The following is a 12,292-nucleotide window of genomic DNA, read 5'->3' as shown; positions in this document are numbered from 1 at the left end:
TTTAAACCTGCTTATCAGAAGTTAAGGCCATATCAATATTTGCGGCTTTGGCTGCTTCGGCATAAAGCGCAATCATGTTGATATATTTTTTTACTCGCGCAGGGTTTTCACTTGGTGAGCATGGGGGTGTATAAGTTGGTAGTCTTCCTGCAAATACGGCATTGACAACGTCTTTTACTGACAGACCCTGCAAACGTGCATACTCTTGATATGTCAAAATAGGGGCTGGAATAGATAAAATTAATTGGTTGCTCATGCTATATTATCTTAAAGAGTATTAATTCAATGAAAAATAGCGTAAACCCATTTATTATATTGGTCAAACTATATTTTGTATGTGTTTTTGTTTGTAGGTATCTAAAATGCAGAAAGATTCAAAAGAAGTATTTGAAACGATAAGAGTTTTATATGATTTCAAGAACTTAACTGAGCTATCAATTTATTTTGAAAAAAATGGTAATTGGGCCGCACAAATGGCAAAAAAAGGTTCAGTACCATTCCCTCAATGCGTCCAGGCTTCTATTGAAAAAAAGGTTTCTATGGATTATTTGTTATTTGGTAGTAAGGCAAACAAGTCAGTAGAAGAAAAAATATCTAAGTTAAGAAATTCAGTTACCGATGGAGTTTTTAGAGCAATTCAAACAGGGCTAATTACACCCAATGCAGAAGTAAGCATTTCATTTATTACAGATGTAATAATGCAGGAACTTGATTATATTCACGAATACAACACTGACGAGGCTAGATTAATGTCAGAACAACTTTTGGAAAATTTTAAGAATACATGATTAATACTCAGCAAAGTATTAAGTGAGTATTAGTTTTAATTCATAATTTCATTTTTCCAGCCCATGATTAACCACCCTGATATTAATAATTTAAAACTATCGTTACACTAACAATTAATAAATCAGTTTAATTTTAAGTGTGGAATAGTTTAAGCTTGCGTCAAAAATTGCATATTAAACGCATGTTGATACCTGAGAAGTTAAATGACAATAAAAAAAGTTGATGGTGGTTATAAAGTTGACATTCGCCCTTGGGGGGCTGATGGCCGTAGGATTAGAAAGGTTTTTCCTACCCGTGGTGAGGCGCAACGATTTGTAAATCATACTATTGCCGAGGCGGAAGATAAGCCTTGGAAGCAAGAAAAAATTGATAGCCGTTACTTATCTGATTTAGTCCAACTTTGGTACAAAGTGCATGGTCAAACTTATGCTTCACCGCAGCGGGCTTTAGCTAAATTAGAAATGATTAGTGAAGCGTTGGACAATCCAATTGCTATGAACTTACAGGCTAAAGATTTTGTTAAATGGCGTGGTGAACGTATGTCGGGTGAAAAGCCTATAAGCCCGAAAACAGCAAACAACGACCTTGTTTTAATTAAGAGTATATTCAATAAGTTAATTGAAGTAGGGGAGTTAAAATACCCTAACCCTCTAGCTGAAATTAAGCCATTTAAGCTGCAACAAACCGAACTTTCATTTTTGATGGAAGACGAAATAATTACCCTACTTAATGAGTTAAAACGCTCAACTAATCCCCATATTTTAACCGTGTCAAAAATCTGTTTAGCTACTGGTTGTAGAATAAGTGAAGCGTGTAATTTAAAAGGTTCTCAGGTTATTAAATCAGGTGATAGCTATCGCATCACGTTCATTAATACCAAGGGTAAAAAGAACCGCACAGTACCAATTAGTGAAAAGTTGTTTAATGAAATTCCTAAAAAGTCAGGGCCACTATTTGCAGATTGTCGAAAAGCTTTTGAAAGGGCAGTAAATAAAACGGATATTAATTTACCTAAAGGGCAATGTAGCCATGTTTTAAGGCATACTTTCGCGAGTCATTTTATGATGAACGGAGGTAATATTTTGGTACTACAGCAGATACTTGGTCATGCAAAGATTGAGCAAACCATGGTTTACGCGCACTTTGCACCAAGTCATTTAGAAGATGCTATCAAGTTAGGTCCGAGAATTTGTTTCTGAAGAAATTCACTTATGCATAGCCCTCTATCCTATCTACTACATTTAGTATCCAATTTATTGATTTGTTAGTCTTTTATTTTCCACAAGCTGGACAAGCACCTGGAGCTGGAGCAAAGTTTATAGTTGTACTACTTGCTTCAAGACCAAGTGATCTCATTACACGACTTTCATTTATTGGACCGGCATCATTAAGAGCTTTTGCTATTTCTATAACCTGAGCTTTTTCACTAGCAGAAAGTGACTGAAAAGCTTTTACAAATTTTATTACATTTTGGTTCATGGTTTACTCCTTTGTTAAAAATTACCGCAACCATCACATTTAGTTGGTTTGGATGATTTAGGCGTTTCCTTGCATATATAGCAAGGTTTTTTGTAATACTTTAGCGATATGTGATTAGCATAACGCTTTTCTTTCTCAGTAATATGTTTAGTAATATCTGTTGATTCCCGCCTCTCGTTTTGTTTAATTAATTCAAAAAATTTTATTTCTAGATCGTTGGGTGGCATATCGGCTAGAGCTTTAAAATGATTGTACAAATTTGTGTTGTCTCTAACTGACTCAATAGAATAATCATACTTTTCATCCCATCTAGACACGATTGACCATGCAGACACAACCAACTGTATAGTACCGACTGCACCTGCTACAGTTAGTAAATATGGTAGTGCTGTTGCCGAAGTGCCGAAAGCTAATACTATTGAGCCAACAGATAGAGGGGTTATAATCCCAAGGAAAGTAATTAAAGTTCTCCGAAATTGAAGAGAGCTAGCTCGTTTATCAAAAATACTACTAGTTCCATAAGCATGAAACTCTTTTTCTCTGCAACTATCGATTATGACTTGTTTTTCCATTTTATATAGCTCCCTATTGTTAACCGCTAACACTGTCCACATTGTGCCCAAATACACTAGACGATACAAGACACTAAGAGACTGAATAAGGGCTTAATATACTGATATTTATGCAACTTATTGTTTTTATTGGTTAATGATAACAATCGAGGCTTTTCGGACGGGGGTTCAAATCCCCCCAGCTCCACCAATAACGGTTTTTAGATTCGTTATCTAAAAACCATAAAAACCCGCAACTTGAGTAATCAGGTTGTGGGTTTTTTTATGCTTATAGCTTATTTATTGCAGCTGATCCGATTTAAGGGGTAATCCCCCCATTTTTAATGGAGGCTATCTGTAGAATTTCCGTTGTTTAACTTTTCCTGTTTTTGTATGGGTGTTATCCCACCTATGCCCATGTTAGGGCGTTCATTATTATAAGTCCATAACCAATCGGTAGCTTTATCTTGTAACTCACTAATATCACTGTAAATATAATGACTTAGCCAGTCGTCGTTGGTCAGGAAAGTCTAGAGATTGGACAATGATCAATGAAGTAAATTTGAATCCAGAGAAAAAAGAAGAAGTGCGGGCGGCATAAAATTTAACTTGATGCGACAACTAACTTGAAAAACTCCGCAATTCTTTGAAAATGACAATGTGAGGCCAAGCGCTTTAAACCTAGTGCTTGCTATTTCTCGCGTCTTTTTATCAATAATTGACAAGCTTCTAGAAGGCGCAATTATCCTAACTTCATCATTCACTTTTAGCTTATTGGGGATTATCAATTTGTTCTCCTACCGGATACTTGAAACAGCATGTACATCAAAATAGACCGAACTTCGCCAAGGTGCCTACAGCAGACATTAGGAACGCCTCGTTATACGCTAAATGCGTACCTATCTAAGCGCTTTAATTGCCTCAGTAAGCTGCACATCTTTTCCGCTTTCAATATTCTTCACATTAAGAAATACAAATTCATGATCTACAGGCAATCCAATGTTTTCATAATTTTCCCCATGAGAATTGAGATACCTTTCATTTGATAATGTGATCCCCCAACCATTAGGCAAAGCTTTTGTTAACGCATCGCTAAAAGCTCCGTAGCTTCTTTCACCAATAAAAGTAACATTGCCCCTTGCTTGTAACCCTAAAAGAAATACCTCAGCCGCACTAGGTGTTTTTTGACTAGTTAGAACAACAATACTCCCAGTGTAATTATCAATTTTTGATGGGGCGACAACAATTTTTTGAAGTTCACTGTAACCTGTCGATGTTTTAAACTGTTTCCCCCCCAAGGCTAATTCTGAATCTATTAAGTAAGATAAAATAGAAAATGCCACTAAGTCACTTCCACCCATACTAAAACGTAAATCAATAATTAAACCACTGGTCTGTTTGATGATAGGCGTAAATATCTCCATAACCTCTTTTGTTGCTTTTACGTCATTATTTGAGAAATCATTAAAGTTACTTATTTTTAAATAGGCAATATTTTGAGACGTTTTTGCTAAGGTAAAATTATCGTGATATTGAAGAGTGGAATAGTTTTTATCAATGTAATTGATAATGTTTTCCTGAGACTTTTCAATTAATGCGGTATGTAATTCCCAGTAAGTTGAGTATTCAGGGTAATTTGCTGAGTGCGCTTTTAATTCATCCCAAAATGACCACTTTCTTGGTGAGTAATGTGAAAGCCTATCAAGTTCTTGATTGAGTAATATGGCATGACCGTCGCGTAATTCTTTAAGAAAGTCATCTATGATACTAAATAGCTCATCTTGCGTAGTTTTTGAGGTTATTCTTTTTTGCCAAAATTTTCTCTGCTCAACCCAATTAATATCTTTATCTTTTGAAAATGCATAGTGCTCTTCAAAATTATTCATAAGAACGTCAAGAACAATACTGGCATTAAATTCATAGTTTTTGTCTTTTATAGTAATAATTTTTTTGGATTGGCATTGAGCAGGTAAGCTATCTAATTTTGTTAGTTTTAACGGAAATAAACCACCAAAGTTAAGCAAGAGAGTCTCTTTATTCACTTTTTGTGTTTCTTCTATGAACGAAATTTGTTCAAACTCATCGGTGATAAGGTGGTTTTCCAAACAATGCTTAGTTGTTAAATCAAAGGCTGTTGTTTTATTGTCCACAGTATGAAAAACGTAACCATAACCTTGGGTTTTCCAAGTTGTTTCTGTGGAGTTCGCAGAATTAATGGTACAAAATACGGTGAGTAGAAATAATAAAATCCCTTTATTCAAAGTTTACTCCTAATAGTGAATCACAACCAAACTAGATTAATCGTATAGCAGCTTTATCAGGGGACACTTCCCTATTTTAGCGCGAAAACGTCCTTATTTTGTGAACTTATATTAATAGCAAATAGTGTAAGCTATTGCCAGCTATAAATATTATGCTTTATGTAGCTTATAAATATGTAATTAAGAGGAAAGTTTTCTCTTATTCTTACTAAGTTAATGACGACTCATCTGAATGACTGTTGCTCGCTCTTTGCCGAAGTTCGCCTCAGTGCCATGAGCCGAACTTGAAGCGTAACTCGTTTCTGCCCCATAATAAGTTAACGTAATTACTCTAAGGCTGGCTTTGAGCGAAAGCAGACGTTTACTCTTTTAAATAATTTATTATTTATTGAGGTTAAATCTAGCTCAACTTGTTGTTAATTTTTAGGGCGGGGGATTGTTTATTTATGCTATCTTGTAAATAAATATTTAACTAGATATAAGGGATTATTCAGTGAGAAAGTACATAAAAAGTGTCATTTTTTTATTTCTTGCAGTTACAAAACTTGCATGCGCAAGTGAAGCTACAACTTTCATTAATACGCTAAAAACTCACTATCAAAATACATCTTCTATAAAAGTATTTTCTTTAACTCATAGCTATCTAGGGCGAAGTGACCCATTCCAGTCTTGGGACTTTCAAGCACCCACTCGATATAAGGCTTTTAAGGTTACGGATATTGATATTAATAATCAGCATTACTATCAAAATGTAGTTCATCTCTTTACTGGCGGCTTATATTTTGACGAAGTACATTTCCAAAATAGTAAAGAAAGTTTGCGTTATGAGCGCAATGGAATTTCTTTAGGAAAAAGTGTAATTAAACAAAACATGAATAGCTTTAACCGTTATAAAAACCTAACTTTAATGAATTTAGACTTCTTTGCTATCATGCCATTAATTAGCGAAACGAATATCGAAGAAAAAATAGAATTTCAACAAGGCTCCCCATCTGGAAAAGTAACGTTAACTCATCAAACATCCGAAAAAATAACAATAGAATATGTATTTAACACTAAGCCTTTACAGTTAATATCAATCAACAATAAAAATAGAAAACGAATCTATCTATACGATGATTATAGATATTCTAATGGTTACTATTTCGCCCACTCTCTCATTAAGAAATACAATGGGGATACTACACCTAGCTTTATAACAAGAATTGAAAATTTTGAAAAGATAGAACTAATTGAAACAGAAAAGCTAAGGCTTCCAAGTGATTACTACAAAAGTGTATCAGATAATAGCTCAGCTTTAACAACAACATCTATAACCAAAAACCTTTACCTTGTTACAGACGGTTCAGCTTTAAGAAATATACTGTTTAAAATAAATAATAATGATATTACAGTGTTTGGTGCATCAAAAAATAGTAAATCGTCAAATCAAGTTATCGACACAATTAAGCAACGATTCCCAGATAAAAAAATTACTGCGGTCTTTGTTACTCATCCATATAGCGACCATATTTTAGGTCTTCTACCCTTTGTAGAACAAGGTGCCAAGATTTATGCAGACGCTTATACTGTCAAAGCAATAAAGGCTTTTCCTCGATTTAATGACAAAATACATAAATTCAACTTTGAAGAGATTAAAAATAGACAGGTTATTAATAATGTACGCTTTTATGTTTTAGAAAATGCGCGTTCAAAACGCCAAAGCTTCGCTTATTTTGAGCAAGATGGCATCGTATATCAAACTGATTTTTTAGAAGTCGCTTTTGATAACACCATTGCTAATATACTGCCAAGTTACAGTAAACAATTTATAGAGTTTTTGAGAAGTGAAAAATTGAAAGTTAATCGCATTGTGGGTTTTCATCGAAATAATAATATATCGCCTGAAGTTATGGATAGGTCTTATCAAACCAATACTATGTAATGGAGATGAAAAAAGTAATGGAGATGAAAAAAAATCCCTTACAGTTGCTTAAACGTAAAAATAAAAGTGGGTCATCACCACGCGATTATAGCTAAGTTATTTTTCGCTAAGCAAGGCTTTCAATGTCTGCTCATGGCACAGAGCCGTCCTTCGGCTCTAACTCATTTTTGTCCAAAAACGAGTTATCGACCGTCTTCTTCGCTCTCCAAACAGAACTTCGTGAATATGCCATAAGCCGATATTGACTCTACTAGGATATAAAAATTCACTTTAGTTTGCTGTACCTGCTCGGAGTTATTCCTAAAATTTCTTTAAAATCTCTAATAAGGTGAGATTGATCAACATATTCCAATTGGGTAACAATATCTAAGATACTAACGGAGTTGGTTTCAAGTTCATCTAAAACCCTACTAAGTCTGTATTTACGTATAAGCCATTTAGGACTAAGGCCTACATATTCTGAGAAGTATCGCTGAACAGATCGTGAAGAGATATTAGCATAGCTTGCTACTTGCTTAACTGTACAAATATTTTCATTATTTTTTATCAATGAGACCAAACTTTGAGTGATAGCCTTTGACTTAGTGATCGGTTGAACAAAAGAAGTAAGATTATCATGGATATAGCTAATAACCTCTAAATCGTTTTCATGTTCATATAAAGATATTAAATTATTTACGAAATCTAAGCCAAATATCTCTTTGGCTAGTACCTCTCTATTAACATAATCTTCAATCGGCAGAGGTAAAAGTTCCTTTAAGGCTCCAGTTTCAAATTTCACACCTATTATTCGTCCTACCCCTTCCATTTTATAAGAGTATTTTTTGCTTACAGGGCCCAATAACTTAACCCCCTCATTACTTATAATTAAGTGAAAATTTGGATCTGGTAAGTTTTGTTGAGTATGGGGTCTTTGTTCTTCTAAGTTCCAATTCACAAACCAAAATTGTTCAATAAAACCATTAAAAAGGTCACCTGGAAAATATCTACGTAAGTGATAGTTATCTTCACTGACCTGACGGTGTAATACCCCTTTTATTTCTTCATTATTTATCTTCAAATTTGATCTGTCTTTGTTTATTGTCGCGTTTTTACTATATCAATCAACTAATAACGTAGTAACCTTTTTTTTAAGTTGATTAAAAGGAAAAAACTATGGAGTTAAAAGGTACATTTCTAATTACAAAGTGGCAAGAGACCGTTGAACAACAATTTGAAAAGGGTCAAAAATTTAGCACTGCATTAGTACAACAAGCTTACTCAGGTGATATTAATGGTAATAGCGAAGTAAGGTATCAGCTTTACTACAGTGAAGATGGTGATGCTCTGTTCAATGGATTTGAAACCATTACGTATGATAAAAACGATGAACAAGTTGTACTCACATTAAAGCATGATGGAAAATTTGAAAGTGGGGTTGCATCAAGCGAATTTACAATAGTTGATAGTAGCCATGAATGTAGCCTAATAGATAAAAGTGGCACCTTCAGATCCATAGAAGGAGGGAAAGGTATCTACCAAATTTCATAAACTTTTACAAAGCGGACAATACTATTACGTCCGCTCTTCGCTCTTAACCAAACCTCGTAAAAGTGCCATGAGCGGACACTCAAGCGTAACTCGTTTCTGCCCTATTATCATTCAGGGCATGTACTCAGCTGCATTCTGCTTAGCTAAGTTAAACCCTATTTCAACTAATGTTAATTGCCATATTTAGAGACAATTTTATTTACATCTTTAATCAGCCCAAAACTTTGATGTGAACTTCAAGCAATATTGGCGATAACGAATACGTACCAAGATAAGTTATACCGCAATACCGCAATACCGCAATACCGCAATTTTGCTTATTATTCATATGCTTACAATGAACTTTATTTGTAAAAGACTCTTTTTTAGGTATACTTAGAAAATCAAAACTTAAATATTTGAGGATGGTACTTGATGATAGTTACTATAATTTATAAAGCAGCCGCGGCAACTGTAGTAAAAACAACAGAGGGGGAAATCACCATTAAGGTTGGTGAAAACCCGCTAGATATTCGTCATTGGATTGCTTTAAAGATACAGCCAGCAATCCTAAGAAAAATTAAAAATGGATATATTTCCGTAAAAGATACAAGTGTAGAAGAGGAAGCTATTAAGGAGTTTAAATATTTACTTTTTGAGCAGTTAAAGACTGAAGGGTATTCTTTAGTTCAAAAAAAATATGAATCAAGTAATTACAAAGATTTTGAACAAGCCTTGGTTAGACAATGGCTTTCGAAAGAAGAGGATGCAATGATAGAGAGCAAAGCACTGCGTGAAGTAGATAGTTTGGGTATAGCTAAAAGTACTAAAAATATCGCATTGTTTACTGCTGTAATGTTATGTGTTCCGATAGTTATAGGTTTAGTGGACATGATAACCTAAAAAGATATTGGCGAGGTAAGAGTAACCTCAGTTCAACGTTACAATGGATTTTCTAATCTAAAAGTAATCTCGCCACATTACTTTCGTAACTCAGTTTTGTCTAAAAACGAGTTTAACCGACCGCCTGCTTCTCGCTCATATCGGTCTGTCAGATAAAATCTAAACCTATTCGTCAAAACTGTAAGCTCAGATCTGAGCTACTACAATAAAAGCTGAGCGCTCTAACAACCGTTCTTATTTTATTGTTACACTATCTGCAAAGTAATTTAGAGTAAATAACTGTGCTGCCGGTTCAAGACATATATCAACAACTTGTTACTACATTACAAAGTAATCCTATTACATTATTACAAGCACCACCTGGTGCGGGTAAGTCTACGTGGTTGCCGCTGCAGCTTATGCGCGATGGGCACTTTAAACGTATTGTAATGTTAGAGCCTCGCCGATTGGCTGCGCGTAATATTGCCAGTTATTTAGCAAAGTGCCAAAACGAGAGTGTTGGGCAAAGTGTGGGGCTACGCATTCGCGGTGAGAGCAAAGTAAGCAGTTATACGCGCCTTGAAATAGTGACCGAAGGCATGCTGACACGCATGCTACAAAACGACCCAGAATTAAGTGATATTGATTTACTGATATTTGATGAATTTCATGAGCGCTCAATTGCTGCCGACACTTCACTGGCGTTTGCACTAGAGACCCAAAGCGCATTGCGTGAAGATTTAACCATCATGCTTATGTCGGCAACGCTTGATAGTGAGCGTTACACTGCGTTTTTTGATTGCCCTGTCATTCAATCAAATGGTCGCAGCTACTCAATAGACGAAGTATATATACCCATAAAAGATGAAAGCCGCTGGCTTGATGCAATTCCTGGAATAATAAAACAAGCGCTTGATGAGCAAACAGGTAGTGCATTAGTATTTTTACCTGGGCAGTTTGAGATACTACGTGTACAACAAGCACTCACTGATTTACCCAATAACTGCACGGTGGCAACGCTATTTGGCGAGCAAGATAAAGCTAATCAGCAAGCTGCTATTGCCCCCGCGCCAGAGGGCATGCGCAAAGTAGTGCTTACTACTAATGTGGCCGAAACCAGTTTAACTATTGAAGGCATACGCATCGTAATTGACTGCGGTAAACGCCGTGCAGCGACCTTTAATTTAAAAACAGGGGTTACTGAGCTCACAACACAAAGTATATCGCGCTCGTCTGCTGTGCAGCGTGCAGGACGTGCAGGGAGAATAGAGCCGGGCATTGTTTATCGAATTGGCTCAAAGCAAACCTTTGAGCGTCGCAATAGCCACGACAACCCCGAAATACTCACATCAGACATAAGCCAGCTCATGCTTGAGGCAAAGCAGTGGGGGGCCAGTATTGATGAATTAACTTTGCTCGATAAACCCACTGAGCAGCAATGCGTACAGGCAAGCAATTTACTTAACATGCTTGAGGCGATTGACTGCAAAGGCAAGCTCACTGCGCTTGGCAGTAAAATGTTAGGTTTTGGCGCTGATATCCGCTTAGCGCATATGTTAATAAAAGCACAAATGCTGGATAAGCAACTTCTTGGTATTTATCGTCTTGCTATATATTTAGTCGCATTATTAGAGAGTCGAGTAAACAGCGCTAATGAGTTGAGTTTGGCACTTCATAGCCAACAGCAACGGCCGCATCCGGTATTTAAGCAGCAGTTAAAGTATTGGCAAAGCCGTTTAAAGGTAAAAGATGAAAACAGCGAATTAAATACGCATTATATTAGTTTGCTAGTGGCACTCGCGTATCCCGATCGCATTGCTAAAAAACGCGGTAATGGTTATTTACTTGCCAATGGTGCAGGCGCTGAGCTGAACAACGATTACTGGCACAACGACGACTACCTAGCTATCGCCACAATGGGCGGGCACAAAGGCGGACGTATTTTTGCCGCCACCGCGCTTAACCCCGCTGAGTTACAGCAATATTTACCGCATTTATTTAGCACGCTTACCCGCTGCGAATTTGACGAAAAAACCGCACGTTTTATTCATCAAGATGAAGTGAAGCTCGGTGCAATTGTGCTTTCAAGCCAACCAAGTAAACAAAAACTAGATAAGAGTGAGCGTGCAAAAGCATGGCTTAATTTATTTTCAAAACAGGGGTTTTCACTGTTTAATGAACAACAAAAAAGTGAGCAGTTACTTACTCGAATGAGCTTGGCAAGTAGGTTTATGCCCAATGATTTTGTGCAGATAACAGAGCAACAACTGATTGACAATGCAGAGCAGTGGCTAGGCGTATTTTTAGAAGATATTAAAACCTTAGATCAACTTAAAAAGTTTAATTACTTTGAAGCGCTGCAAAATTGTTTGGATTGGCAACAGCAATCGCGATTGAAACAATTATTACCACTGCGCTTAACCGTACCGAGTGGTTCAAATATTAAAATAATATACCAGCTCGACGGTCCAGCAAAACTCAGTGTGCGCATGCAAGAAGTGTACGGTTTAACCAATACGCCGATACTGGCTAATGGCAAATTGCCGTTACTTATGGAGTTATTATCGCCAGGTAAACGCTCACTGCAACTTACCCAAGACTTAGCGCACTTTTGGGCTAGCAGTTACCGTGATGTGCAAAAAGAAATGAAAGGTCGCTATCCTAAGCACTTTTGGCCAGATGACCCCGCAAATAGTGTGGCAACCAATAGAGTAAAAAGTAAAATGTAGATTTTGGTTACTACGATTACAATCTCATTTATTTATGTTGAAATAAAATGTTTATGCATTGTAGTTTATAATGTTACAGGGTTTACATGAAATACACTAAATTAACATTAGCTCATTGTAATATTTGATTATTTTTTGCAACTCTATTAGTATGACTTTTTAGGTACA

Annotated in this window: 11 protein-coding genes and 1 pseudogene; 6 read left to right on the top strand and 6 right to left on the bottom strand. The window is 36.1% G+C overall.

All coding sequences use genetic code 11. From position 1 onward, the window contains the following. Nucleotide 1: 1 nt before the first annotated feature. Complete coding sequence (locus ACJJVZ_RS14790; RefSeq protein ID WP_405601564.1) at nt 2–256, bottom strand: DNA-binding protein; 255 nt, start codon at nt 254–256, stop codon at nt 2–4. A gap of 106 nt (nt 257–362) precedes the next feature. Between ACJJVZ_RS14790 and ACJJVZ_RS14785 the strand changes: the two genes are divergently transcribed. Both ACJJVZ_RS14785 and ACJJVZ_RS14780 read left to right on the top strand, forming a co-directional pair. After that, complete coding sequence (locus ACJJVZ_RS14785) at nt 363–788, top strand: hypothetical protein (protein ID WP_405601562.1); 426 nt, start codon at nt 363–365, stop codon at nt 786–788. A gap of 204 nt (nt 789–992) precedes the next feature. Beyond that, nucleotides 993–1,988 (top strand): tyrosine-type recombinase/integrase, encoded by a 996-nt coding sequence (locus ACJJVZ_RS14780; protein WP_405601560.1) that lies wholly within the window; start codon nt 993–995, stop codon nt 1,986–1,988. A gap of 73 nt (nt 1,989–2,061) precedes the next feature. Here the strand turns inward: ACJJVZ_RS14780 and ACJJVZ_RS14775 are convergent, their stop codons facing one another. The 4 genes and pseudogenes from ACJJVZ_RS14775 to ACJJVZ_RS14760 all read right to left on the bottom strand — a co-directional run bounded on the left by ACJJVZ_RS14775 (nt 2,062) and on the right by ACJJVZ_RS14760 (nt 5,080). Further along, the gene (locus tag ACJJVZ_RS14775; protein WP_405601557.1) at nt 2,062–2,268 is read right to left on the bottom strand and encodes a hypothetical protein; all 207 of its coding nucleotides are present in this window, start codon (nt 2,266–2,268) and stop codon (nt 2,062–2,064) included. A gap of 14 nt (nt 2,269–2,282) precedes the next feature. Further along, nucleotides 2,283–2,840 (bottom strand): mobilome CxxCx(11)CxxC protein, encoded by a 558-nt coding sequence (locus tag ACJJVZ_RS14770; RefSeq protein ID WP_405601554.1) that lies wholly within the window; start codon nt 2,838–2,840, stop codon nt 2,283–2,285. Nucleotides 2,841–3,160: 320 nt separating this feature from the next. After that, nucleotides 3,161–3,331: pseudogene (locus ACJJVZ_RS14765) on the bottom strand (hypothetical protein); the annotation flags it as partial. 387 nt (nt 3,332–3,718) lie between these two features. Further along, complete coding sequence (locus ACJJVZ_RS14760) at nt 3,719–5,080, bottom strand: S41 family peptidase (RefSeq protein ID WP_405601538.1); 1,362 nt, start codon at nt 5,078–5,080, stop codon at nt 3,719–3,721. A gap of 493 nt (nt 5,081–5,573) precedes the next feature. On the opposite strand from ACJJVZ_RS14760, the gene ACJJVZ_RS14755 reads away from it, so the two are divergent. Next, on the top strand, nt 5,574–7,004 hold the full coding sequence (locus tag ACJJVZ_RS14755) for an MBL fold metallo-hydrolase (RefSeq protein ID WP_405601535.1): 1,431 nt from the start codon (nt 5,574–5,576) through the stop codon (nt 7,002–7,004). A gap of 265 nt (nt 7,005–7,269) precedes the next feature. Here ACJJVZ_RS14755 and ACJJVZ_RS14750 read toward each other — a convergent pair whose 3' ends face one another. Next, entirely contained in the window at nt 7,270–8,064 is a 795-nt protein-coding gene (locus ACJJVZ_RS14750) for a helix-turn-helix domain-containing protein (RefSeq protein ID WP_405601532.1), read from the bottom strand. A 95-nt stretch (nt 8,065–8,159) separates the two neighbouring features. Here ACJJVZ_RS14750 and ACJJVZ_RS14745 point away from each other — a divergent pair, with 95 nt between their 5' ends. The 3 genes from ACJJVZ_RS14745 to hrpB all read left to right on the top strand — a co-directional run bounded on the left by ACJJVZ_RS14745 (nt 8,160) and on the right by hrpB (nt 12,124). Beyond that, a complete protein-coding gene (locus tag ACJJVZ_RS14745) occupies nt 8,160–8,534 on the top strand; it encodes a DUF3224 domain-containing protein (RefSeq protein WP_342884587.1) in 375 nt (124 codons plus the stop codon). A gap of 411 nt (nt 8,535–8,945) precedes the next feature. Then, nucleotides 8,946–9,416 carry a hypothetical protein gene (locus ACJJVZ_RS14740; RefSeq protein ID WP_405601528.1) on the top strand — a complete coding sequence of 157 codons (471 nt, stop codon included), beginning with the start codon at nt 8,946–8,948 and terminating at the stop codon, nt 9,414–9,416. Nucleotides 9,417–9,697: 281 nt separating this feature from the next. Continuing rightward, nucleotides 9,698–12,124, top strand: coding sequence for an ATP-dependent helicase HrpB (gene hrpB / locus ACJJVZ_RS14735; RefSeq protein WP_405601525.1), 2,427 nt, complete (start codon nt 9,698–9,700; stop codon nt 12,122–12,124). Nucleotides 12,125–12,292: the final 168 nt, after the last annotated feature.

Source organism: Pseudoalteromonas sp. Ld19 (genome assembly GCF_045064135.1).
In the GTDB taxonomy this organism is placed as follows: domain Bacteria; phylum Pseudomonadota; class Gammaproteobacteria; order Enterobacterales; family Alteromonadaceae; genus Pseudoalteromonas; species Pseudoalteromonas aliena.
This window is presented reverse-complemented; position numbering and strand designations above follow the sequence as displayed.

What these genes read in the sequence shown, in the direction of transcription:
- ACJJVZ_RS14780 (WP_405601560.1), top strand. Translation starts at nt 993, where the DNA reads ATGACAATAAAAAAAGTTGATGGTGGTTATAAAGTTGACATTCGCCCT.
- ACJJVZ_RS14790 (WP_405601564.1), bottom strand. Translation starts at nt 256, where the DNA reads ATGAGCAACCAATTAATTTTATCTATTCCAGCCCCTATTTTGACATAT.
- ACJJVZ_RS14745 (WP_342884587.1), top strand. Translation starts at nt 8,160, where the DNA reads ATGGAGTTAAAAGGTACATTTCTAATTACAAAGTGGCAAGAGACCGTT.
- ACJJVZ_RS14770 (WP_405601554.1), bottom strand. Translation starts at nt 2,840, where the DNA reads ATGGAAAAACAAGTCATAATCGATAGTTGCAGAGAAAAAGAGTTTCAT.
- ACJJVZ_RS14775 (WP_405601557.1), bottom strand. Translation starts at nt 2,268, where the DNA reads ATGAACCAAAATGTAATAAAATTTGTAAAAGCTTTTCAGTCACTTTCT.
- ACJJVZ_RS14785 (WP_405601562.1), top strand. Translation starts at nt 363, where the DNA reads ATGCAGAAAGATTCAAAAGAAGTATTTGAAACGATAAGAGTTTTATAT.